Here is a 24091-nt window from a genome sequence, read left to right on the forward strand (position 1 = left end):
GCATGAGCGAAAGGGATGGGGGCAGGCCCGGTGAAGCGCACATCACGCGACATCCGCACCGCGAACCGCTACGAGGTGTTGCGTCAGATCATCGCCGAGTCGCCCACGTCCCGGCAGGAGCTGGCGGCGGCCACCGGGCTGAGTCTGGCCACCGTCGCCACGCTCGTGGGCGAGCTGCTCGACCTCCGGATGATCACGGAGGTCGGCTTCGAGGAGTCGGCCGGGGGGCGCCCCCGGGGGCTCGTGGCCGTCAACGCGTCGGGGGGCGCGTTGATCGGCGTGGACATCGCGGAGACGTACGTCCACGTCGAGCTGTTCGACCTGGCGCTGAACGTCCTGGCCCGCGCCGAGGAGGACGTCCGCCCCGGCGAGAGCCTCCCGGAGCAGGTGGTCAGCCATGTCGCGGCCGCCGTCGGCTCGGTGGTCGCGCAGGCCGGGATCGAGGGCGCCCGGGTCCTCGGCGTCGGCGTGAGCGTGCCCGGACAGGTGGACCGCGCGACCGGCATCTCGGAGTACGCGCCCAACTGGGACTGGCACGACGTGCCGCTGCTCGACCTGCTCTCCGAGTACATCGCCTACCCGCTCTACCTCGACAACCCGCTGCGCGCCGTCGCCGTGGCCGAGCTGTGGTTCGGGGCCGCGCGCGGGAGCGGGAACGCGGTGGTGGTCACCCTCGGCACCGGCGTGGGCGCCGGGCTCGTGCTGGGCGGCGCGCTGCACCGCGGTGTCTCCAACAGCGCGGGCGAGTGGGGCCACAACACGATCGTCCTGGACGGGCGCCTGTGCCGCTGCGGCAACCACGGCTGTGTGGAGACGTACGTCGGCGCGCCCGGGATCATGCTGAACCTGCGGGAGCTGAGCCCCGACAGCGAGCTGCTGCACCCGGGCGACCAGACGGCGACGATCGCCGCGCTGGCCCGGGGGATGGTCACCGGGGACCCGGTGGCGGTCGAGGTCGTCCGGCACACCTCCCGCTATCTGGGCGCCTCCATCGCGCACCTGGTCAACCTGTTCAACCCCGAGGTGGTCGTGCTCAGCAGCTGGGTCGCGGCCGCCCTCGGCGAGCCCCTGGTCGCGGAGGTGCGCGAGGCCGTCGCCCGGCACGCGCTGCCCCGGCCGATGGCCGCCACCCAGATCGTCCTCTCCCCGATCCCGACGGACCCGGCATGCCTGGGCGCGGCCACGTTCGCGCTCGAAGGCGCCCTCCAGTCGGTCGGGCAGAGGTCGGCGGCAAAGCGCACGACCCCCACGAGATCCAAGACGCACAACCCCCGCTAGGAGCCGTACCGCACCACCTTCATGACGACGGAAGGGATGCACGTGTCTCACCTCCACCGCAAGAGATCTGCCCTGCTGACAGCCGCAGCCGCGTTCGCTGTCGCGGGACCCCTGATATCCGCTCCGCCCGCGTCGGCCTCCACCCCCACGGTGGCCGAAGTGTCCCCGCACGCCGCCCAGACCATCGACAACATCGGTGCCTCGGGCGCCTGGTGGGTCAACGACCTGAAGAACTTCGACCCGAAGGTCCAGGCCAAGGTCGCCAAGCTGCTGTTCTCCAAGGACGGCCTGGCGCTGAGCAGTTACCGCTACAACATCGGCGGTGGCGGCACCGGCGTGACCTACGCGCCGCGTGCCCCCGAGGACTTCCTGAAGGACGACGGGTCGTACGACTGGAGCAAGGACAAGGCGGGCCGTACCTTCCTGTACGCGGCCGCCAAGTACGGCGTGAAGGACCTGATCGCCTTCGTCAACAGCGCGCCCGCGCAGTGGAAGACCAACGCCAAGAGCTGCGGCGGCTATCTCAAGACGGAGAACGAGCAGGACTACGCGAAGTACGTCGCCGACGTCACCGACCACTTCGCGAAACAGGGCGTGCGGTTCGACTACATCAGCCCCTTCAACGAGCCCACCAACAGCTTCGGCGACTGCGGCCAGGAGGGCATGCTGGTGCCGGTCGACCAACGCGACGACATCGTGCGGGCGTTGGGCGCCGAGCAGCAGGCCCGGAAGCAGAGGACCGGCATCATCGCGGACGAGTCCAGCTCCACGGTGAGCTTCAACACCGAGGTCCCGCAGTGGATCTCGCAGCCGGGCACCGCCCAGTACGTCGACAAGCTCGCCCACCACACGTACAACAACCCGGGCGACGACCAGCGGGCGAAGATCTACGAGACGTCCAAGTCGGTCGGCAAGCAGTCCTGGTCCACGGAGATCTGCTGCTTCGGCAACGGCGGCACGGGCTGGGCGCAGGAGTACGACCCCACGATCGACGGTGGTCTGAACCTCTCCCGGATCATCTACAAGGACTTCGCGACCGCGCACGACTCCGCGTTCCAGTGGTGGGTCGCCCTGTCGGAGATGATCGGCTCCGATCCCCTCGCGAAGAACTCCGAGGGCTGGAACGACGGCCTGATCTACTACGACCCGAACTACGCCGCCAACGGCAACCAGACCCTGTACTACACCAAGCGCTACTACGCGCTCGGCCAGTACAGCAAGTTCGTCCGGCCGGGCTCGGTCGCCCACAACGTGACCGGCGTACCGGAAGGCGTCGAGGTGTCGGCGTACGACGACCACGGCACGTGGGTCGCCGTGGTCAACAACCACAACACCACCGACACGGCCGTGCGGTTGCACTTCAACAGCAAGGCGCCGGTGCGCGCGAGCAAGGCCGTGCGGACCTCGGCGACCGAGAGCTGGGCGAACGTCACCAAGCCGTCCGTCAAGGGCGGCACGGCCTCGGCGACCCTGCCGGCCCGGTCCATCACGACGTACGTCCTCGACCAGAAGGGCCACGGCACGTCGGCGGTCACGGGCGCGCTGGTCGGCAAACAGTCCGGCAAGTGCCTGACCGCGGACACCTCCGGGGCGGCGATCAGCAGCTGCACCGGCGGGGCCGAGCAGGTGTGGTCGTACGACGCGAAGGGCCGCCTGAAGGGCGTGAACGGCTATCTGACGGCGGGGAGTTCGGGGCTCACGACGAGCCCCGAGGCGACCCGTGACGGCAGTCAGCAATGGCTGCTGAACTCCAACGGCCAAGTCGTCAGCGAAGCGTCCGGCAGGTGCCTGGACGTCGGCGGACAGGCGACGGCCGAGGGCAGCAAGGTCGGCCTGTGGACCTGCAACGGCGGGACCAACCAGGCCTGGTCCAAGCAGTAACGCATCACCTCTGCAACGGGGTTGCGGACCGCTGGTGCGGCGGGCCGCGACCCCGGGGCGTCCGGTATCCCGAACGCCACACAACGCTTCGTGCAGACTTCGTCCAACCCCTTGCCGAAGGCTTAGCCGAAGGTTAACGTCCCGCACCGCAGGATCATTTGAGCCACCTGGCGCTGAGCCGCAGAGCCAAGGCACAGAGCCGCAGCCGTATTCGAGACAAGGACGTCAGCATGTCGGCATTGAGCAACAGCAACTGGGACCGTCGAAACGTTCTGCGAGCCGCGATGGGCCTGGCCGCCGCCGGCGGGCTGGCCGCGTGCGGCAGCAACACGGGCCGGAGCAGCGGATCGGGCGACGCGCTCGTCCAGTTCTTCCACGCCTACGGCGAGGCGGGCACGGAGCAGGCCATCAAGCGGTACGCGAAGGCGTACAAGAAGGCCAACGTGACCACCAACTGGATCACGGGCAACAACTTCGAGGCGAAGCTCTTCGCATCCCTGCTCACCAAGAACGCACCCGACGTCTTCGAGTTCCACCCGCAGATCCAGATGGTCAAGAGCGGCCAGGTCGCGGACCTGACCGACATCATCGCCCCGGTCAAGGACGACTTCAACCCGGCCGACATCAAGTCGCACACGGTGGACGGGAAGATATACGGCGTCCGCATGATCGACGACCCGCAGTTCTTCTTCTACCGCAAGTCGATGCTGGAGAAGGCCAAGGTCGACGTGCCGACCACCCTCGACGAGCTGCTCGAGGCGGCGGAGAAGCTCACGACCAACAAGGTCAAGGGCCTCTTCCTCGGCAACGACCTCACCCCGGCCATCAACCCGCTCATCTGGTCGGCCGGTGCCGACACCCTCACCCCCGACAACAAGCCCGCCTTCCACACGGACGCGGTCGTCGCCGGCATGAAGCAGCTCCGCCAGCTGTTCACCAGCGGCAACCTGCTCCTCGACGCCCCGGCCGACTACTGGGACCCGTCCGCGATCAACCAGGGCCTGTGCGCCATCCAGTTCTGCGGCATGTGGGCGATGCCCGCCATGCAGAAGGCACTCGGCGACGACCTCGGCGTCTTCCCCTTCCCCAAGGTCGGCGACAACGGCAAGCAGTCGGTCTACAACGGCGGCTGGTCGATGTTCGTCAACGCCAAGGGCAAGAACGTCGACGCGGCCAAGGAGTACGTGAAGTGGCTGTGGATCGACCAGAAGGAGTACCAGGAGGACTGGGCCACCTCCTACGGCTTCCACATCCCGCCGCGCACCTCCATCGCGCAGTCCGCCACCAAGCTCAAGACGGGTCTGCCGGCCGAGGGCGTCAAGCTCTTCAACGAGTTCGGGCACTTCGACAACATCGGCTGGACCCAGGCGATGATCACCGCCGTGACCGACGCGTTCGCCAACAGCGTCCGTAAGAACGGCGACCCGAACGCCGCGCTCGCCACCGCGGAGAAGAAGGTCAACGCCGAGCTCAAGAAGCTCTTCGGTTAGGCCGACGGAGCATCCACGACATGTCGACCACCACCACGCGCGGGGTCACCCAGCCCGCCCCGGCCAAGGCCTCCCAGGCCCGGCCGCGGCGGGGCCTGCGGGGCAACCCGACCTTCAACTTCTGGCTCTTCACCGGGCCGTTCCTCGTCGGCCTGGCGATCTTCGTCTTCGTGCCGATCTTCTGGAGCATCTGGCTCAGCTTCTTCGACGCGCGCTTCACCGTGACGCCGAGCAAGTTCGTCGGCTTCGACAACTACAAGAGCATGCTGACGAACTCCAACTTCACCGGTTCCCTGGTGACGTTCACGGTGTTCGCCGCGCTCATCGTGCCCCTCACCTGGGCGCTGTCCCTGGGCCTGGCCCTGCTGGTGCACCGGCTGCGGTTCATGCGGGCGTTCTTCCGGTCCGTCTTCTTCCTGCCCACCGCGGTCAGTTACGTCGCCGCCGCGCTGATCTGGAAGATGTCCATCTTCACCGGTGTCCGCTTCGGCCTGATGAACACGGTCCTCGGCTGGTTCGGCGTCGACAACATCGCCTACCTGTCCGACCCGAACCCGCCCTGGTACTGGCTGGTCATCGTGACCGTACGCCTGTGGCTGCAGGCCGGCTTCTACATGATCCTCTTCCTGGCCGCACTGCAGAACATCCCGGCGGAGCTGTACGAGGCGGCCGCGATCGACGGTGCCAAGCCCGGCTGGCAGACCTTCCGGTACATCACCCTGCCCCAGCTGCGCGCCACCTCTACCGCGGTGATCCTGCTGCTGCTCGTCGCCGCCTACCAGGCGTTCGACGAGTTCTTCAACATCGTCACGACCAAGGCGACCTGGGGTCAGACCCCGCTCATGGTCCTGTACAAGACCGCCCTCGGCGAGAACCAGGACTACGGCGCGGGCAGCGCGGGCGCCGTCATCCTCACGCTGCTGATCTGCCTCGTCACGCTCCTTCAGGGCAAGTTCATGGGCTTCGGAAGGGGGGAGGAGTCCAAGTGACCACCACCGCACCTCAGATGGGCAAGGAAGGCCGCAAGAAGCGCGGCGGCGTCCTCGGCAACACGGGCCTGTACCTCGCCGTCAGCGTCGCCGCCCTGCTCTTCCTGCTCCCCTTCTACCTGATCCTCCGCAACTCCCTCTCCACGGACCCGGAGATCACCGGCGAGAACTGGAAGCTGCTCCCCTCCTTCCAGTGGGGCAACATCAGCGAGCTGTTCGACGACCCGACCGTCGACTTCGCCCGGTCCATGTGGAACTCGACGGTGATCGCCGTCACCATGACCATCGGCACCCTGCTGATCTGCTCCCTGGCCGGCTACGGCCTCGCCCGGATCCCCTACAAGCACGCCAACAAGGTCTTCTACGTCGTCCTCGCGACCCTGATGGTCCCCACCGCCGTCACCTTCGTGCCCAGCTTCGTGCTGGTCTCGTCCCTCGGCTGGATCGACACCTACCGCGGTCTGATCATCCCGGGCCTGTTCAGCGGTTTCACCTGCTTCCTGTTCCGGCAGTACTTCCTCGGGTTCCCGAAGGAGCTGGAGGAGGCGGCTCGCGTGGACGGACTCGGATACTGGGGCGCATACTGGCGCATCGTGGTGCCCAACTCGCTGAACTTCTTCGCGGCGATGGCCACGATCACGTTCATCAGCGGCTGGAACGCCTTCCTGTGGCCGTTGGTCATCGGCCAGGACCCGAGCTCCTGGACCGTCCAGGTCGCCCTGTCCTCCTTCATGACCAACCAGACCGTCAACTTCCACCTGATCTTCATGGCCACAGCCATTTCCATCCTGCCCCTGGTGTTCGTGTTCCTCTTCCTCCAGCGCTGGCTGGTCCAGGGGATCGCGCAGACCGGCATCAAGGGCTGACACCTCTCTCTCAGGACCTGGAGACCGATGTCTTTCCGCACGACCACGGCTTTCGACTACGTCGAGGACGTCTCACCCGGCAGCGGGGCCCTCCCGCCCCGCGCCTGGTACGCGTCCTCCGACGCGAAGGCCCTGTCCCTCGACGGCGCCTGGCGCTTCCGGCTCTCGGCGACCGCCGACGCCGAGGACGACTCCTTCGCCGAGGAGGGATACGACGCCGCCGGCTGGGCCGAGGTCACGGTCCCCGGGCACTGGGTCCTCCAGGGCGACGGCGCCTTCGGGCTGCCGATCTACACCAACCACCTCTACCCCTTCCCGGTGGACCCGCCGCACGTGCCGACGGAGAACCCGACGGGTGACCACCTCAGGGTCTTCGACCTCCCCGAGGACTGGCCCTCGGACGGCGGTGCCGTCATCCGCTTCGACGGTGTCGAGTCCTGCGCCCGGGTCTGGCTCAACGGCACGGACATCGGCGAGTTCAAGGGCTCCCGGCTCGCGCACGAGTTCGCGGTCGGCCATCTGCTGAAGCCCAAGGGCAACGTCCTGGCCGTCCGTGTGCACCAGTGGTCGGCCGGGTCCTACCTGGAGGACCAGGACCAGTGGTGGCTGCCGGGCATCTTCCGTGAGGTGACCCTGCTGCACCGCCCGGCGGGCGGCGTCCTGGACTTCTTCGTGCACGCCTCCTACGACCACCTCACCGGCGAGGGCACCCTGCGCGTCGACTCCGACGTCGACGGACGGGTGCTGGTGCCCGCCCTCGACATCGATGTCGCCACCGGTGAGTCCGTGACGGCCCTGGTCGCCCCGTGGAGCGCCGAGAGCCCCCGGCTCTACGACGGCGAGCTGGTCACCGAGGGCGAGCGGGTCCCGCTGAGGATCGGCTTCCGTACGGTCGTCCTGGAAGACGGTCTGATCAAGGTCAACGGCAAGGCGATCCTGTTCAAGGGCGTCAACCGACACGAGTGGCACCCGGAGAAGGGCCGCACCCTCGACCTGGAGACCATGCGCGAGGACGTGCTGCTGATGAAGCGGCACAACCTCAACGCCGTGCGCACCTCGCACTACCCGCCGCACCCGGCCTTCCTGGACCTGTGCGACGAGTACGGCCTGTGGGTCATCGACGAGTGCGACCTGGAGACCCACGGCTTCACCGAGCAGGACTGGCGGGACAACCCCGTCGACGACGACCGCTGGACCCCGGCCCTCCTGGACCGCGCGGCCCGTATGGTCGAGCGGGACAAGAACCACCCCTCGATCGTCTTCTGGTCGCTGGGCAACGAGGCCGGCACCGGCCGCGGCCTGACCGCCATGGCCGAGTGGATCCACGGCCGCGACCCCGAGCGGCTCGTCCACTACGAGGGCGACTGGAACTGCCGGGACACCGACGTGTACTCGCGCATGTACGCCTTCCACGACGAGGTCGAGCAGATCGGCAAGGAGCTGGACGGCGGCACCCACAAGCGCCGCGAACTGCCGTTCATCCAGTGCGAGTACGGCCACGCCATGGGCAACGGCCCCGGCGGTCTCTCCGACTACCAGGACCTCTTCGAGAAGTACGACCGTCTCCAGGGCGGCTTCATCTGGGAGTGGATCGACCACGGCGTCCAGCACGCCGAGCTGGGTTACGCCTACGGCGGTGACTTCGGCGAGGAGCTGCACGACGGGAACTTCGTCTGCGACGGCCTGATCTTCCCGGACCGCACGCCCTCCCCCGGCCTGATCGAGTACAAGAAGGTCATCGAGCCGGTCCGTATCGAGGGCGCCGACGGCACCGTACGGGTCACCAACAAGTACGACTTCGCGGACCTGTCCGCCCTCACCTTCGAGTGGTCGTACGAGGTGGAGGGCGAGGCGGTCGAGGCCGGGACGCTCTCGGTGCCGGCGCTGGCACCGGGTGAGTCGGCGGACGTGAAGCTGCCGGAGCCGCCCGCGCACGAGAGCGCGGAGGCGCAGTGGACGGTGCGGGCGCTGCTGGCGTCCGACACGGCCTGGGCGTCGAAGGGTCATGTCGTCGCGTGGGGCCAGCTCCCGGCCTCCTCGCCGGTACGGCCCTCCGTCGCGCCCAGCGAACGGCCGGTGCGCGGCGAGAAGCTCATCACCCTGGGCCCGGCGTCCTTCGACGCCCGTACCGGTGCGCTCCAGGCGATCGGCGGGGTCACCGTCGAGAACCCGCGGCTGGACGTGTGGCGGGCGACGACCGACAACGACGAGGGCACGGAGTGGAACTCCGGCATCCAGTACAGCGCGCTGTGGCGCACGCTGGGCCTGCACCGGATGCGGCACCGCCTGTCCTCGGTGGAGGTCGGCGAGGACGCGCTGACCGTCCGGACCCGGGTGGCGCCCGCGGCCCGCGAGGTGGGCCTGGGCGTGGTGTACCGCTGGACCTCGGACGGCTCGCGGCTTCGCCTGACGGTGTCGGTGGGCCCCGAGGGCGAGTGGAAGCAGCCACTGCCCCGGCTCGGCGTCCGGCTCGGACTGTCCGAGGCCGACCAGGTCAGGTGGTTCGGCGGCGGTCCCGGCGAGGCCTACCCGGACACCCGGAAGGCCTCCATGGTCGGGCGCTGGGAGGCGACCGTGGACGAGCTCCAGACGCCGTATCTGCGCCCGCAGGAGAACGGCGCCCGCGCCGACGTCCGCTGGGTCGAGCTCGGCGGTCTCAGGATCGAGGGCGACCCGGAGTTCTCCTTCACCGCGCGGCGGTGGACGACCGAGCAGCTGGACGCGGCCTCGCACCTGACGGATCTGCGGGCCGGTGACACGGTGTGGGTCAACCTCGACCACGGCCACCACGGCATCGGGACCGCCTCCTGCGGCCCCGGCCCGCTCCCGCAGTACCAGCTGCGAGCCGAGCCCGCGGAGTTCTCGTTCGTCTTCTCGGTGATCGATTAGTCCAATTCACCGGTGGATTAATCCATTGCCAGTGTGATCGTCATTCTGCGACGGTCATGGTGTACCCGCGGCCGGTCGGCCCTCCAAGCCGACCGGCCGCACCTCTTGTTCACCGCAAGGGAGTTCACAGCGTGCCCGGAAGCATCGAGGTCCGCGGTCTGTCCCGCACCTTCCACACCACCGTCCGCCGCCCCGGCCTCGCCGGTACCCTGCGCTCCCTGGTCAACCCGGAGCGGGTCGCCAAGCACGCCGTCGCGGACATCACCTTCGACGTGGCGCCCGGCGAACTCCTCGCCCTGCTCGGCCCGAACGGCGCGGGCAAGTCCACCACCATCAAGATGCTCACCGGCATCCTCACGCCCACCTCCGGCGAGGCCCGGGTGGCGGGCGTGGTGCCGTACGAGGATCGCGAACGCAACGCCCGTAACATCGGCGCGGTGTTCGGGCAGCGCACCCAGTTGTGGTGGGACCTGCCGGTGCGCGAGTCGTTCTCGATCCTTCGGGACATCTACGAGGTCCCGAAGGCCGAACACGCGGCGCGCCTCGCGGAGTTCGACAACATCCTGGAACTGTCCGCGTTCTGGGACACCCGGGTGCGCCATCTCTCCCTCGGCCAGCGGGTGCGCTGCGACCTGGCCGCCGCGCTGCTGCACGACCCGCCGGTCGTCTTCCTCGACGAGCCGACCATCGGCATGGACGTGGTGGTCAAGGAACAGGTGCGGGAGTTCCTGCGCCATCAGGTGGAGGAGCGCGGCCGTACGGTCCTGCTGACCACCCACGACATGACCGAGGTGGAGCGGCTCGCCGAGCGGGTCGTCCTGATCAACCACGGCCGGCTCGTCCTGGACGGCAGCCTGGACGAGATCCGCCGCAAGTTCGGCTCCACCTGGCAGGTCCGCGCGACCCTGGCCGACGCGCACACCGACGTCGTCCCGCTGCCCGGGATCGCGGTGCTGAGCAAGGAGGGCCCGCAGGTCGTCTTCGGCCCAAAGAGCCCGGACGGGGTCGACTCCCCCACCGTGCACCAGGCGTTGAAGGCGGTCATCGAGCGGTACGAGGTGACGGGCGTCGCCATCGACGAGGCCGACCTCGAAGACGTGATGCGGGCGGCCTACGTGCACGCGGAGCCCGCGGCCGGAGGGGTCTGACATGGCCGTCCTGCACGCCTGGCGCGCCGCCCGCGTCACCCCGCTCGGCGAACTGCACGCGCCGCCGCGGATGACGGCCGTCCTGGTCAGGCTCGTCGTCCAGGTGGTCCTGGTGGCGTCCCTGTGGCACGGCCTGTACTCCCACACCGGCACCACCGCGGGCCTCACCGAGGGCCAGGCGGTGACCTACGCCGTCCTCGCCGTACTGGCTTCCCGCCTGCGGGAGTTGGACCAGTACGCGGGCCGGGACACTGTGCTGCAGCACATGCACTTCGGCACGATCGTCTACTGGTACCTGCGTCCGCTGCCGCCGCAGCGCTACCACGCCCTGCGCGCGCTCGGCGAGCAGCTGTACGGCTTCACGTGGGCGCTCGGCGGCTACCTGGTCTGCCTGGCGGCCGGGGTGGTGGATCCGCCCAGGTCGGCCGCGGTGGCGGGGGTGTTCGCGCTGAGCCTGCTGCTCGGCCAGTGCGTCCTGTACTTCGTGCTGCTGATGCTGGACCAGCTGTGTTTCTGGACGGTCCGCAACACGGCGGCGATGCTGATCCTGCTCTTCGCGCAGAACCTGCTGTCGGGGGTGTACGCGCCGCTGTGGTTCTTCCCGGACTGGTTCATCACCCTGAGCCAGTTCCTGCCGTTCCAGGCCACGTTGAGCGTGCCGCTGTCCCTGTACATCGGCCGCATCCCGCTGTCGGACGCCTGGGAGCAGCTGGCGATCCAGGCGTTCTGGGTCGTGGCGCTCTTCGTGTTCACCCGTTTCCTGTGGCGGCGGGCGGCCCGCCGCGTCATCTCCCAAGGAGGCTGAGGCCTGTGAACGGCATGCGGATCGCGTGGCGCGTCACGCGTCTCAACTTCCGTGCGCAGCTGGAGTACCGCACCGAGTTCCTGCTGATGATCGCGATCGGCGCGATCTGGCAGGTGTCGGTGATCGTGTTCGCCACCGTACTGCTGACCCGGTTCACCGGCATGGGGGGCTGGGACAGCTCGGAGGTCCTGCTGATCCCGGCGACGCGGATGCTCGCGCACGGGTTGTTCGTCCTCCTGCTGGGCCGTGTCCACGGGGCCGGCCGTCAGATCCAGGAGGGCAGGATCGACATCTACCTGACCCGCCCGATGCCGGTGTACCGCCAGCTCCAGCTGGCGTTCTTCCCCACGAACGCGATCGGCGACCTCACGGTGGCCGTCGGCCTGATGGTGGGCGCGCTGAGCCGCAGCCACCTGGACTGGACACCGGGCCGCGTCTCCTACCTGATCGCGGCGATCATCGGCGGCATGCTCCTGGAGGCGGCCCTCTTCACCGCGGTCACCTGCGCGGCCCTGCGCTTCCCGGCCGCGGACTACTGGAGCCGCTGGCTGGAGGAACTCCTCGGCACCTTCGGCAGCTACCCCCTGAACGTCCTCCCGAAGGCGGTGGGCGGCCTCCTGACCTACGGCCTCCCCCTCGCCTTCGTCGCCTACTTCCCCGCAGCGGTCCTGACCGGCCACGGCCACGACACGGGCGCCCCCTACTGGCTGGCAGCGGCGTCACCGCTGCTGGGGGTGGTGGCCTATCTGGGGTCGCGGGTGCTGTGGCGGTGGAGTCTTCGGCACTATGCGGGGGTCAACGGGTGATCTCCGGCCGGGGCCCGGTGGCGCCGACGCTGCTGGGCGTCTGGTTCACCGGGGACCGCCGCGGAGCGGGCGCGGGCCGACGCCGCCCGTGTGGAGAGGGCGCGGCGGACCCTTCTCGCGCAGCGGGTGCGACAGGGTGACCGGGCGGGCTCAGGCGCGGCGGATCGGGGTGAACAGGGCGGCGGCCGCGACGAGTACGCAGGCGGCGCCCGCCATCAGGCCCACCGGTGCCGTGCCCTGACGGTCCGCCGCCCAGGTCAGGACGGCCGCGCCGATCGGGGCCGCTGAGTAGTGGAGGGTCCAGAAGGCGGAGGTGACGCGGCCGAGGAGGGGCTCGGGGGTCACCTCCTGGCGCAGGGACATCGAGCAGGTGCCCGCCATGCCGCCGCAAGCCAGGAAGACCGCGCACAGCGCCGCGACGGCCGGTACGTCGCGGGCCCAGCCGATCCCCGCGAAGGCGAGCCCGCACAGCGCGACCGAGCCGGTCCAGACCGCGCCGAAACCGAGCCGTCGGCGTACCCGGGCCACCAGCAGCGCCCCGGTGATGGCGCCGAGCGCGCCGACGGCCATGACGGTGCCGACCGTGCCGTCGTCGTGGCCGAGGTCGTGCTTGAGGTGGTAGATGACCAGGTCGTTCAGGCCGAGGGTGAGGAAGCTGAACACGAACAGCAGCACGGTGAGCGAGCGCAGCACGGGGTGTCCGCGCAGGAACGTCACGCCGGTGCGCAGGTCCCGCCACAGGCCGGTGCGTTCGGGTGCCTCGGCGGGACGGGGACGGAAGCGTACGAAGAGCGTGCACAGGGCCGACACCCCGAAGCTCGCCGCGTCCACGCCGACCGCCGTGGCGGGGCCGGTCCAGGCCGCCACCACTCCCGCGCACACAGGTCCCAGCACCCCGGCCGCCGCAGCCGTCGCGTTCAACCGGCCGTTGGCCTCGGTGAGTTGACCGGTGCCGACGAGACCGCGTACGACGGTGACGTACCCGACGGCGAACAGCATGCCCACCGCCTCGCAGACCGGGAGCACCGCGTACAGCAGCCACACCCGCGGCCCGAACAGCCACACCAGCGGGATCACCCCGTACAGCACCATGCGCACCAGGTCGCAGCCGATGAGCAGCCGGCGCCGGTCGACCCGGTCCACCACCACACCCGCGAACACGGCGGCCACGACCGAGGCGGCACCGCCGACCGCAGTCAGCAGCCCCATCCGGGCGAGGGAGCCGGTCGACTCGAGGACCAGCAGGGGCAGGGCGATCAGGGCGAAGGAGTCACCGAGGACGGAGAGGGTCTGGGCGGCCCAGAAGACGGCGAAGTCGCGTTGCCGCCAGAGGGGAAGTGAACGAGGCTGTGCCGAAAGGGACTTGTCGGTCTCGTCACTTCGCTGAGCTTCGTACGCCATGCCCCTCCCCGGTGCCCCCGCAACCCTAGGACCGGCGGCGACGGCTCCCAAGCGAATTTCCGCGCCTGCCCCCACGCATACCCCCGGAGCGCCCGGGACGCCGGATCCCTCAGCCGGCCGTCACGTTGCTCGTGATCAACCGGAGCAACTGCTTCACCACGGCGTCCTGATCGGGCGTCAGTCCCATCGCGTCCCCCATCGCGGGCGGGACCGCCCGGGCCTTCCGCCGCAGCGCCGCACCCTCCTCCGTGAGCCGGATCGCCACCGACCGCTCATCGTCCGGACGGCGCTCACGGCGCAGCAGCCCGGCCGCCTCCAGGCGCTTGAGCAGCGGTGACAGTGTGCTGGACTCCAGCTGCAGGGCCGTTCCGAGCTCACGCACGGAGACCGAGTCCTGCTCCCAGAGCACCAGCATCACCAGGTACTGGGGGTAGGTGAGCCCGAGCTCGTCGAGGAGCGGACGGTAGCGGGCGGTGACCGCTCGCGACGCCGCGTAGAGGGCGAAGCACACCTGGTCGTCCAGGAGCAGGGACTGCTCGGCCTGGCCGGCTGCGGTGGTACTCACGGGACGGCTCCCTTCGGTGGGGATCTCCACCCTACGCGTTCAGGTCCTCCCGATTCTATCGAGCCCTAATGAGTTGTGCACGACTTAATAGCGCGCTACTGTTCACGGCAGGTCGCCACCCCAGGCTGAACCCGCAGACCGATCGCGCCCCGCGGCACCGATCCGAGGAGATCGTCATGACCGACAGCACCGTCCGCCCCGTACTGGAGCCCGCAGCCCAGTCCTTCGCCGAGGCCACCGCGAACCCGCCGTACCTCTTCGACCTGGGCCCCGCCGAGGGCCGCAAGGCGGTGGACGAGGTGCAGTCGGGCGAGATCGAAAAGCCCGCCGTCGACGAGGAGTGGGTGACCGTCCAGGGCGGTCCCACCGGCAGCGTCAGGGCGCGGATCGTGAAGCCCGCGGGCGCCACCGGCCCCCTCCCCGTGGTGATCTACCTCCACGGCGCCGGCTGGGTCTTCGGCAACGCCCACACCCACGACCGGCTGGTCCGCGAACTGGCCGTCGGAGCCGGTGCGGCCGTCGTCTTCCCGGAGTACGACCTCTCCCCCGAGGCCCGTTACCCGGTCGCGATCGAGCAGAACTACGCGGTGGCGAAGTGGGTCGTCGAGGAGGGCGCGGCCAAGGGCCTGGACGCGACCCGTATCGCAGTCGCCGGGGACTCCGTCGGCGGCAACATGACCGCCGCACTGACCCTGATGGCCAAGGAGCGCGGCGACGTCCCGCTCGTCCAGCAGATCCTGTTCTACCCGGTCACCGACGCGAGCTTCGACACCGGCTCGTACCAGCAGTTCGCCGAGGGGTACTTCCTGCGCCGCGACGCCATGCAGTGGTTCTGGGACCAGTACACGACCGACGAGAAGCAGCGTGCCGAGATCACCGCGTCCCCGCTGCGCGCCACGACCGAGCAGCTCACGGGCCTGCCCCCGGCGCTGGTGATCACCGCCGAGGCGGACGTCCTGCGCGACGAGGGCGAGGCGTACGCGAACAGGCTGCGCGAGGCCGGCGTCCCGGTCACCGCGATCCGCCACCAGGGCATCATCCACGACTTCGTGATGCTCGACGCCCTGCGCGAGACCCACGCCGCCGAGGCCGCCATCGCCCAGGCGATCAGCACCCTCCGCACGGCTCTCGCGAGCAGCTGACCTCAGCGCTTCGCCGGTTCAACGGTTCGAGGCCCCGGATTCCAGAAAATCCGGGGCCGTTTCCTGTGCCTCCATGTATATTTCCTATGGGTCCTAGGTTATGGAGTGCACATGGTTCCGCGAGCAGGCCTCACCGCCGACCGCCTCACCGAGGCCGCAGCCGACCTCGCCGACGAGATCGGCTTCGAGAACGTCACCCTGGCCGCCCTGGCCAAGCGCTTCGGCGTGAAGGACGCGAGCCTGTACTCGCACATCAGGAACGTTCAGGACCTGCGCACCCGGGTGGCCCTGCTGGCCGGCGCCGAGATGATCGACCGGATCGCCGTCGCGGTGGCGGGACGGGCCGGGAAGGACGCGCTGGCCGCCTTCGCAAGCGCGTACCGGGCGTACGCGCTGGAGCGGCCTGGACGGTACGCGGCAACGCAGATCCGGATCGACCAGTCGCTGATCGCCCGCACCCCCGCGCTCCGGCGCACCGCCGAGATCACCTACGGCATGCTCCGTGCCTATGGCCTCGACGAGCCCGATCTCACCGACGCCGTACGGCTGTTGCGCGCCACCTTCCACGGCTACTGCGCCCTGGAGTCGGCGGGCGGCTTCGGCGCCCCCCGCGACGTACAGGAGTCCTGGGACAAGGCGGTCGACGCCCTGCACGTGGCACTCGAGCACTGGCCCCACGAGGAGAACACCGATGACTGACCTGCACTACGACATCACGGGCCACGGCCCCTTACTGCTGCTGATCCCGGGCGGCGCCGGGCACCCGATGGGCCTCGGCCCGGTGACGGAGGCACTCGCCGAGCACTTCACCGTCGTCACGTACGACCCTCTCGGCCTCGCCCACGGCCGCCTCGGGGACCCCGTCGAGGACCAGCGGGTCCAGGACTGGAGCGACGGGGCGCGGCGCGTGCTGGACGCGACGCTTCCCGAGGGCGAGTCGGCGTACGTCTTCGGCACCAGTGCCGGGGCCGTCGCCGCCCTCGATCTGCTCGCCCGGCACGCGGAGCGGCTGCGGCACGTCGTCGCGCACGAGCCGCCGTGCGTGGGGGTGTTGCCGGACGGGGCACGCCAGCAGGCGGCGTTCCGGGAGGTCTGCGAGGTCTACCGGACCAAGGGGCTCGCGGCGGCGGGCGCCCTGATGACCGCCGTACTGGAGGAACGGGAGGCGGGAGAGGTTCCGGAGGGCCAATCCCTCAGCCGTGAGGAGGAGTTGGTGAACCCGATGGCGCTCTCCCTCGCGCACGTCATCGGGCCCTTCACGTCGTACGTCCCCGAGGCGGGCCCCGCGCGGGCCCGCCTCACCGTCGCCGCGGGCAGCGACTCGCGCGGTCATCTCCTGTACCGCACCGCCGAGTTCCTCGCGAAGGAGCGGCAGGCGGACCTCGTCGAGTTTCCCGGCGGTCATCTCGGCATCCTCCAGCACTCGGTGGACTACGCCGACCTGCTCACGCGGACGTTCCTCGGGACCGGCCCGCGGTCATGACAGGTCGCCCAGCGCGTCGGCGTAGTACACGGATTCCCCGAGATGCAGGGCGAGTTCACGGAAGGTCCAGCCCTCGCCGGGCGAGTGGTCGAGCTCGTGCTCGGTGAGGGCGCCGAGGCGGTCGGCCCAGATACGGGCGAGCCGGGTGAGACGGCTGCGGGCCTCGTCCAGGTCTTCCTGGGTGAAGGGGGCGAGGTCGGCCGCGGTGGTCGTGGCGGACGCGTGCCAGCGGTCGGGCTGCGGGGCCTCGTCCGCGAGCCGCGCCTCCAACTCGGCGAGGTGGTCGATCAGATGATCGGCGACGCGGCGGATCGCCTTGTGCGGGGTGTAGACACGGTCGTCGACGTGGGCCGCCTCGCCGTCCCAGGCGGTCCAGGTCGCGGCCAGGGCAAGCACGTGATCGACCATGCCGGTCACGGCCTGCGCGGGCGTCTCCTGCGGGTGTTCGGTCATGGTCGCACGCTAGGGGCGGGTTGCTTCGGCGGTGGCCGAAGTGTGGCGTGGGGGTGGTGCGGGGGGATCTGATCGCGGTCCGGGGGTACCCATGGCGGCCGCCAGGGCCACGGGCGGGGCCGGCCGGGTGGAGCCCCCCGCCGGAGCGGCGAGCCCGGCGCTCACTCCTCCCGTTCCGCCGCACTCCGTTCCACGCAGAACTCGTTGCCCTCCGGGTCGGCCAGGACCACCCAGCCCATGCCGTCGCCCGTGCGCTGGTCGTCGAGGAGGGCGGCGCCCAGGGTGAGGAGGCGGGCGACCTCCTCGTCGCGGGTGCGGTCCTGGGGCTGGAGGTCGAAGTGCAGGCGGTTCTTGCCGCTCTTGGCCTCCGGGACGGTGACGAAGAGCAGGCCCGCGCCCTCGATCTGTGCCTCCTCGTCGCCCGGCCGGTCCTCCTCGTTCAGCGGCAGGCCGAGGACCTGGGACCAGAAGCCGGCGAGCGCGTAGGCGTCGGCGCTGTCGATCGTCACGTGGCGGATGGCGGAGGTCATGGCGGGATTCTCAGGCACCCCGGCCGACCGCGGCAAGGCCGAGAGCCACCTGCCCACCCCCGGCAACCTTCGCGGCCCCCGCGGCGACCAGGGGGCATGACTTCCGCAAGACGCACACCGCGCGACGGCGACAACCCGAGCGACGCGGTTCGTGACACCTCTCGCCCCGCCCACCGCCGGGTCCGCGCGGCCCGCAGGCCCGTCATCGCCGGTCTCGCCGCGGCCGCGGCGCTGGCCGGTGCCTGGTACGCCACCGCCGGCGCGGCCACCCCTCCCACGCTCACCCCCACCACCACGGCCGTGCCCCTGGCCGCCAAGTTCCCCTATCTGTCGGCCGGTTACAACAACACCCGCGAGTGGACCCGGACGGCGACCGCGGTGGCCCCCAACGGCACCCTGCGCGTGGCCTGGCCCGCCTCGGACGGCGTCCATGTCACCCCGCTCACGTCCGCCGGGAAGCGCTCGGGCGCGGACACCGTCGTCAAGGGGGCGAAGGAGGTCGGCGGGCTGGTCGCGCACAACGACGGCTTCGCGCTGCTCACCCGGGTCGCCGACACCAACAAGTGGAAGGAGACGGCGGCCGCGATCGTCCGCTACACGGGTGCCAAGAAGACCTGGACCACCAAGCTCACCGGCACCGCCTCCCACGACACCTCCCCGACCCTCGACGGCCAACTCACCTGGAACGGCAAGAAGTACGGCGCCTACTTCGTCGTGCACGGCGCGGGCGGCTTCGCGGACGGCCACTTCGGCGACAAACTGTCGTACGTCGGGCCCAAGGGCGCGAAACTGGGCGGCGGTTGGGGCTGGGGGTGCAGCCACGACGAGGGCATCGCCCTGCACGCCGAGACGACCGGCGACTTCACCTCCCTGTGCTTCGACGACTGGCGTTCGGGCCTGTTCGTGTCGACGGGCATCGGCGCCCCTGACGTGGCTCCGGTGGTGCAGCGCGAGCAGTGCTGGGCGGGTTACTGCGGCGGCACGTTCGCCGGCCGCACCGGTGCCCTGGTGAAGTCCTCCACGGGCCGTTACGCGACCGCCTTCGCCTCACGTGGTGCCGCCTCCGCGAAGAAGAACCCGGACGACACGAGCGGGCGCGGCTGGACGGTCAAGCCGAGGACCAGCACCCACCAGGTGGCGGTGGCCTTCCTGAAGAACCGCAACTCCGGTCCCGGCAAGGCCGTCTACCTCACGAACGCGCCGGGCACCGAGCATGTCGACGTGCACGTGGCGCCGTACGGCAAGGACCGCCTCCTGGTGTCCTGGGAGTCCCTGAAGAGCCCCAAGTGCGCGAGCGGCACCTGCACCGGCACCTTCACGGGCACCCACTTCCGCCTCATCGACTGGAACGGCACCCCCCAGGGAGCGGACACGGTGGTGTCGGCGCGGATCACCGGTGACATCGCGGTCCAGAAGGACGGGACGCTGACCTGGGCCTACGTCCCGGTGACGCCGTCGTACGCGACACCGCTGACGGGTGCGTCCCCGACGGCGACGAGCCTGCGGATCGCCCGGCTCAAGCCGTGATCCTCTCGACCATGCGCCGCATGACACCGGCGGGCAGGGCCGGGTTGCGGGCGGCGGTCTCCGCGGTGCCGTGGGCACGCAGCAGCTGCGTCAGGAGTGCGGCCGGCAGGTGCGGGTGCTGGGCGGCCGCGCTGCGGATGTGCTCGTGCGGGTCCTCCAGCAGCCGTGCCGCGGCGGCCGGTGACAGCCGTGGGTCGGTGGCGGCCCGATGGCGGACCTCCGTGCTCCTGTCCCGGCTGAGCCGTTCCACCAGTTCGGGCGTGGACTCGGGGTCGTCGAGGGCGAGCCTGCGCATCCGCGGGTTCGGGTCGTCGGCGTACCGCACGAGGTCCCGGCGGGGGAAGTTCGGGTGGCCGCGCGGCCGGTCGGGGGTGGTGAGGCTGCCGTCCCACCACTGCCACACCCGCAGGAGCATGTCCGCGGGCGCGTCGTCGCAGGACTCGGCGAGGAAGAGCTGGACGACGCGGTCCTCGTCCCGGGAGAGGAGCCCGACGACGTCGGGCGGGAGGTGCCGGGCGCGGGCGACGCTTCTGCGGACGAGCGGGTGGGAGGAGGCCGCCAGTCGGCGCATGGCCTCGTCGTCGTCGTGGAGTGCGACGACCCAGTCGAGCGGGTAGTGACGGCCCTTCGGGTCGAAGTCGTAGCGGATGCCCCGGCGTTGCTCCTCGGTGAGGTCGGCACGGACGGACACCACGAAGCGGACACCGGCGTCGGAGTCCTCACCGAGGAGGGCCACCAGATCGGGGTCCAGACGGGGGTTCCCGGCGAGGGAACTGCGCTCCTCCGGTTCCCCGTTCCGCGCCAGGTGTTCGGCCAGGCCGCGCTCCAGCCGACAGGTCTCCAGCGCGCGGGCCCCGAAGTCCTGCGCCTCGTACACCGAGCGGGGCATCGGGTGGTCCCGGTGGTGCAGCAGCAGCGCTCGCGCCCGCACCTTGCCCTCGGGGTCGTCGAGCAGCCGGCGCCGTGCCGGGGCGTCGAGGTGCGGCCAGGCCGGCCCGCAGGCCGCGTACCGGACACCGCTGTCGGGGTCGGCGGCCAGGGCGGCCGGCAGGGGGGCGGACAGGCCCTGGAGACGGGCGGTCTCGGCACGCACGCGGGCTGACGGGTCGGCCGCGAGCGTCCGGCAGGTGTTCTCGGGGAGTTCGGCCCGGCGGTCGGCGGCGAGCATGGTGAGGATCCAGCGCTGTCGCTCGTCCCGCTCCGCGAGGATCACGCGGGACCACTGCTCGGGCGTGATGTTGGGCTGCACCTCGGCCGCCAGGGACCGCAGTCTCCAGTCCGGATGGGCCAGGGCCGCGTCCACCGCCTCCGTCGGCATGGCGCTGTACATCCCGTAGCGGGACCTCTCCCACAGCTGGTTCCGCAGCTCCTTCGGGGCCGCCGGGTTCAGCGAGAGCCCGCTCGCCCACGCGTCGAGCAGCTTCCCGCGGGCTTGCGGTCCCCGGAACAGCGACTCCCAGGCGTCGGCCCGGTCCTGCGGGCTCTCCCCGGCGGCTGCCAGCGCCGCCGCCTCCCGCCGCGCCCCGAGCCGGTCGACGGCGACGAGCCATACCGCGTACTCCTCGGTCGTGGCGCCCACCATGGCGTCCCCGTCCAGGGACAGCGTGAGGAACTCCGGCTGTCCCGGCCGCGGGCCCAGCACCCCGGCGAGATCCCAGCCGTCGGTGAGCCGGACCCGCGCCCAACTCCCGTGGCCGGAGGTGTGGATGAGGAACACCCCGTCGCCACCGAGGATCTCCGCCTCGGTCGCCAGCCGGTGCCACTGGGCGTTGAGTTCGGCGATCAGGTCCGGCCGGTCGTCCGCCACCGCGACGGTCGGCTCGGTCTCCCACCCGATGACATGCCGCCACGCGAACGGCGGCGGCAGCACCTCCTCGACGCGTCCGTCCCCCACGACCTCAAGCCCTGCCCGGCCCAACAGTTCAACCAGTTCGTCTCTTCCACCCATGATCCTCATACTGCCCGAGACGGCTCAGTCCCCGGCCGTGACGTCCACCCCGGAGCCCTCCAGCCGGACCCGCACCTCGGGGCCCCCGCTCCACACCACCGTCAACTCCCCGTCCCCCACGGCCCGTACGGTCACCGCCTCCCGCAACGGCACGGCGTCCGCCTCACCGGTGAGCCGGGCCAGCGCGACGAACAGGGTGGCACCGGCTCCCGTCACCCCGTTCAGCTCGTCGTCGAGGCCCACGGCGGGCAGCAGTTCGGCCCGGACGCCGTCCCGCGCGGCCCACCCCGTCACCCGCACCGGCGTCCCGGGCTCGGCCCCGGCCACCAGGAAGGCCCGTACCTCCACAGCTCCGCGTACGAGCACGGCACTCGTCACCACCGCGCCTCCGGCCGCCGTGTGCCGCGAGGCCGCCCATCCCGACCCCACCCCCAACGGCTCGATCTCCGTGCGGCTCGGATCGCCGCCCACGATCAGGCTGTTGTCGTACGACGACGAGGGCTCCGTCACCGTCGAGTACGCGAGGCGGGTGTAGTACGGGTCGTAGCGGACGTCCTCGCTGCCGTGGTTGTGGAGGCGGACCAGGCCGTCGGAACGCGTGGACTGCAGAAGCCAGTTGGGGGCGGTGATCGAGGTGACCGCGTCGGAGCGCTCCGCCGGGCCCGGCTCCTCCACCGCCGTCCACACCTCGTGGTCGGCCGGCAGGAGCAGGCCGAGGAAGCCCTTGCTCGCCCAGTACGGCGAGGCGGGGCCCGAATAGCCTTGCAGGACCGCGGAGTCCGGGCCGTGCCAGCCGAGGGTGAGGAGACCCTGTGCGTCCACCGCGCCCCGGTCAAGGAAGTACTTGAGGGCGCCGGAGGCCAGGCGGCGGGTCTCGCCGGGCGGCAGGGGTGTGTGGCCCGTCAGGGCGCCCAGCCACAGGGGGGCCGTCGTCGCGAAGCGGTACGTCAGTGAGCGGCCCTGGTGCATCGGGGCGCCGTCGGCGCCGAACAGGCGGGCGTAGTCCTCGAGATGGCGGGAGAGGCGGCCGCCGTACAGGTCCAGCAACCGGTCGTCCTCGGCCAGCCAGGCGTGCAGCACCGGGTAGAGGTGCATGGCCCAGCCGTTGTAGTAGTCGAACTTGCGGCCGTCGCCGTCGGTGTACCAGCCTTCACCGACGTACCACTGCTCGATGCGTTCCAGGCCGCGGTCGATCGCCTTGCGGGAGGCCTCCGGCCGATGGCCGACCGATGACAGGAAGCCGGCGACGGTGACCGGGAACAGCTCCCAGTTGCAGGGCCAGGCCTCGGCGTCGAGGGCGTCGGCGAGCCAGGCCGCGGCGCGCTGCCGTACGGCGTGGTCGAGGCGGTCCCAGAGCAGCGGCTTCGTGATCCGCAGCGCGAACGCGATCGACGCCGCCTCCACCAGCGGCTGGCTGCGGTCCTCGATCCGGGGCCAGGCTCCCGAGACTCCGGCGGCGAGTCCGTCGGCGTACCGCTCCAGCGCGGTCGCGTCCTGGCGGAAGGCCGCCAGCAGGAGCGTACGGGCGTATCCCTCAAGGCCGTCGGAGAGCCGGCCGGACCAGCTCTGGCGGTCGCCGGGGAGGTGGTAGAGGGCGCGGTCCTCCGTGGCGTACGGCTCCACGGCGGCGAGCAGCGCGTCGGCGGCGGCCTCCCAGTGGGCGCGCGTGTAGCCGGTCAGCGGGCTGAGGGTGCGGTCCTCGGGGGGCAGGTGCATCGGTTCTCTCTTTTTCACATGGCAGGCTCGGCTCGCCGGTTCGCGGCACAGACCTGGGGCGCCCCGGTTCCGGTCGGGACGCCCCAGGCGTCTATCCCACCCTCACAGCCCCTTTGGGCACCAGTCCCTGTGCGAGCAGTTCGTCGCGGACCAGGCCCGCGTACACGGTGGCTCCGTGCACGGAGGTGTGGGTGTTGTCCCTTTTCTCGTTGTAGAGGTAGATCGCCTTCGAGCCCTCCACTCCCAAGGACTCCACCAGCGTCTTCGTCTTCGCCGTCAGGTCGATCAGCGGGACGTCCTCGGCCGCGGCCACCGAGCGGATCACCGCGGGATGGTCCACCCCGAGGCCGTTGACCAGCAGGGCCGTCCCGTTGTTCAGCGTGCCGTCCGAGTTGAACCAGCGTCGCACGATGGGCGTCACGAGGACAGGGTTCCCGCCTTTCTCCCTCACACCCGCGACCAGAGTCTCCAGATTCGCCCGGTACGTCGCCTCGTCGGTCGTCTTGTCGTTGTGGGCGAGCTGGACGAGGACGAGGTCGCCGGGGCGGATCAGCGGCTGGACCGTGGCCCACAGGCGCGGCTCGGACAGATAGGTCACCGTGCTCTCGCCGGAGTCGGCGTAGTTGGCCACGGACACGCCCTTGCGGAGGTACTGGGGCAGTTGCTGGCCCCAGCCGGAGTAGGGGTCGGCGGGCTGGTCGCAGACGGTGGAGTCGCCGACCAGGAAGATCTGGCGGGCGTGCCGGGCGGGGGTGACCTTGATGTCGGCGAGCGCGGGGGCCGAGCCGCCCAGGCCCAGGTCCAGGCCCGGCGTGCCGTCGGGGCCGGTCGGCTCGCCCTCCGGGGTGCGGACGTTCACGGTGAAGCTGCGGGCGACCCGTTCGCCGGCCGCGGCCGCCGTCTCGGGCAGCAGCGCTCGCCGGGTCTCGCCGGTGATCGCCGTGCTCGACGCGGTGTCGCCGCCGAGGAGGACCTTCACGTCGTACGTGCCCGGCGGGACGTCGAAGTGGCAGCCGGCGGTGGTGCAGTTCTCGATGCCGAGGGGGCGGCCGGAGTGCGCCTGCGCCGGTACGGCGGTCAGGCCCGCGCTCAGCGTGACCGCCGCGAGCACGGCGAGGTTGAAACGTCTCATTCGAGGCTCCTCAGACAAACGACAAGGCCTGGCGGCTGGACC

The 24091-nt window shown here is 70.6% G+C and carries 20 protein-coding genes; 13 read left to right on the forward strand and 7 right to left on the reverse strand.

The genetic code is table 11. The features are described 5' to 3' along the window. Positions 1-15: 15 nt before the first annotated feature. From ACFYZ8_RS22170 to ACFYZ8_RS22210, 9 genes are all read left to right on the forward strand, one after another. Complete coding sequence (locus tag ACFYZ8_RS22170) at positions 16-1278, forward strand: ROK family transcriptional regulator (RefSeq protein WP_388536911.1); 1263 nt, start codon at positions 16-18, stop codon at positions 1276-1278. A 36-nt stretch (positions 1279-1314) separates the two neighbouring features. After that, positions 1315-3159, forward strand: a complete 1845-nt coding sequence (locus ACFYZ8_RS22175) for a glycoside hydrolase (RefSeq protein ID WP_388536913.1) — start codon at positions 1315-1317, stop codon at positions 3157-3159. A 230-nt stretch (positions 3160-3389) separates the two neighbouring features. Then, on the forward strand, positions 3390-4649 hold the full coding sequence (locus ACFYZ8_RS22180) for a sugar ABC transporter substrate-binding protein (RefSeq protein WP_359028733.1): 1260 nt from the start codon (positions 3390-3392) through the stop codon (positions 4647-4649). 20 nt (positions 4650-4669) lie between these two features. After that, on the forward strand, positions 4670-5638 hold the full coding sequence (locus ACFYZ8_RS22185) for a sugar ABC transporter permease (RefSeq protein WP_359028734.1): 969 nt from the start codon (positions 4670-4672) through the stop codon (positions 5636-5638). Continuing rightward, on the forward strand, positions 5635-6504 hold the full coding sequence (locus ACFYZ8_RS22190) for a carbohydrate ABC transporter permease (protein ID WP_359028735.1): 870 nt from the start codon (positions 5635-5637) through the stop codon (positions 6502-6504). Before ACFYZ8_RS22185 ends, ACFYZ8_RS22190 begins: the two co-directional genes overlap by 4 nt. A 27-nt stretch (positions 6505-6531) precedes the next feature. After that, a complete protein-coding gene (locus tag ACFYZ8_RS22195; protein WP_388536916.1) occupies positions 6532-9393 on the forward strand; it encodes a glycoside hydrolase family 2 TIM barrel-domain containing protein in 2862 nt (953 codons plus the stop codon). A 131-nt stretch (positions 9394-9524) separates the two neighbouring features. Continuing rightward, a complete protein-coding gene (locus tag ACFYZ8_RS22200) occupies positions 9525-10541 on the forward strand; it encodes an ATP-binding cassette domain-containing protein (RefSeq protein ID WP_359028737.1) in 1017 nt (338 codons plus the stop codon). Position 10542: 1 nt separating this feature from the next. Continuing rightward, entirely contained in the window at positions 10543-11346 is an 804-nt protein-coding gene (locus tag ACFYZ8_RS22205) for an ABC transporter permease (protein ID WP_388536918.1), read from the forward strand. A gap of 5 nt (positions 11347-11351) precedes the next feature. After that, positions 11352-12152: an ABC-2 family transporter protein gene (locus tag ACFYZ8_RS22210; protein WP_359028739.1), complete on the forward strand. Its 801-nt coding sequence runs from the start codon at positions 11352-11354 to the stop codon at positions 12150-12152. A 150-nt stretch (positions 12153-12302) separates the two neighbouring features. Here the strand turns inward: ACFYZ8_RS22210 and ACFYZ8_RS22215 are convergent, their stop codons facing one another. Together ACFYZ8_RS22215 and ACFYZ8_RS22220 are read right to left on the reverse strand one after the other, a co-directional pair. Beyond that, on the reverse strand, positions 12303-13553 hold the full coding sequence (locus ACFYZ8_RS22215; protein ID WP_388536920.1) for an MFS transporter: 1251 nt from the start codon (positions 13551-13553) through the stop codon (positions 12303-12305). A gap of 109 nt (positions 13554-13662) precedes the next feature. Then, positions 13663-14118, reverse strand: a complete 456-nt coding sequence (locus ACFYZ8_RS22220; protein ID WP_388536921.1) for a MarR family winged helix-turn-helix transcriptional regulator — start codon at positions 14116-14118, stop codon at positions 13663-13665. Positions 14119-14294: 176 nt separating this feature from the next. Here ACFYZ8_RS22220 and ACFYZ8_RS22225 point away from each other — a divergent pair, with 176 nt between their 5' ends. The 3 genes from ACFYZ8_RS22225 (at position 14295) to ACFYZ8_RS22235 (ending at position 16743) form a co-directional block, all read left to right on the forward strand. Further along, complete coding sequence (locus ACFYZ8_RS22225; RefSeq protein WP_388536923.1) at positions 14295-15260, forward strand: alpha/beta hydrolase; 966 nt, start codon at positions 14295-14297, stop codon at positions 15258-15260. Between the two features lie 111 nt (positions 15261-15371). After that, positions 15372-15959 carry a TetR/AcrR family transcriptional regulator gene (locus tag ACFYZ8_RS22230; RefSeq protein ID WP_388536925.1) on the forward strand — a complete coding sequence of 196 codons (588 nt, stop codon included), beginning with the start codon at positions 15372-15374 and terminating at the stop codon, positions 15957-15959. After that, complete coding sequence (locus ACFYZ8_RS22235) at positions 15952-16743, forward strand: alpha/beta hydrolase (protein WP_359028744.1); 792 nt, start codon at positions 15952-15954, stop codon at positions 16741-16743. The genes ACFYZ8_RS22230 and ACFYZ8_RS22235 overlap by 8 nt, the downstream gene beginning before the upstream one ends. On the opposite strand, the gene ACFYZ8_RS22240 is transcribed toward ACFYZ8_RS22235, so the two are convergent. Beyond that, positions 16738-17196 (reverse strand): hypothetical protein, encoded by a 459-nt coding sequence (locus tag ACFYZ8_RS22240; protein ID WP_388536927.1) that lies wholly within the window; start codon positions 17194-17196, stop codon positions 16738-16740. The genes ACFYZ8_RS22235 and ACFYZ8_RS22240 overlap by 6 nt on opposite strands. Positions 17197-17357: 161 nt before the next feature. Next, positions 17358-17726: a VOC family protein gene (locus ACFYZ8_RS22245; protein ID WP_359028746.1), complete on the reverse strand. Its 369-nt coding sequence runs from the start codon at positions 17724-17726 to the stop codon at positions 17358-17360. A gap of 96 nt (positions 17727-17822) precedes the next feature. Here ACFYZ8_RS22245 and ACFYZ8_RS22250 point away from each other — a divergent pair, with 96 nt between their 5' ends. Next, positions 17823-19253, forward strand: a complete 1431-nt coding sequence (locus tag ACFYZ8_RS22250; RefSeq protein ID WP_388536929.1) for a hypothetical protein — start codon at positions 17823-17825, stop codon at positions 19251-19253. Here the strand turns inward: ACFYZ8_RS22250 and ACFYZ8_RS22255 are convergent. The 3 genes from ACFYZ8_RS22255 to ACFYZ8_RS22265 all read right to left on the reverse strand — a co-directional run bounded on the left by ACFYZ8_RS22255 (position 19243) and on the right by ACFYZ8_RS22265 (position 24049). Continuing rightward, positions 19243-21201: a PE-PGRS family protein gene (locus ACFYZ8_RS22255; protein ID WP_388536931.1), complete on the reverse strand. Its 1959-nt coding sequence runs from the start codon at positions 21199-21201 to the stop codon at positions 19243-19245. The two genes, ACFYZ8_RS22250 and ACFYZ8_RS22255, sit on opposite strands and share 11 nt — an antisense overlap. A gap of 24 nt (positions 21202-21225) precedes the next feature. Next, positions 21226-22917 carry a DUF2264 domain-containing protein gene (locus tag ACFYZ8_RS22260; protein WP_388536933.1) on the reverse strand — a complete coding sequence of 564 codons (1692 nt, stop codon included), beginning with the start codon at positions 22915-22917 and terminating at the stop codon, positions 21226-21228. Between the two features lie 91 nt (positions 22918-23008). Beyond that, a complete protein-coding gene (locus tag ACFYZ8_RS22265) occupies positions 23009-24049 on the reverse strand; it encodes a rhamnogalacturonan acetylesterase (RefSeq protein WP_388536934.1) in 1041 nt (346 codons plus the stop codon). Positions 24050-24091: the final 42 nt, after the last annotated feature.

Source organism: Streptomyces sp. NPDC001668 (assembly GCF_042893155.1).
In the GTDB taxonomy this organism is placed as follows: Bacteria; Actinomycetota; Actinomycetes; order Streptomycetales; family Streptomycetaceae; genus Streptomyces.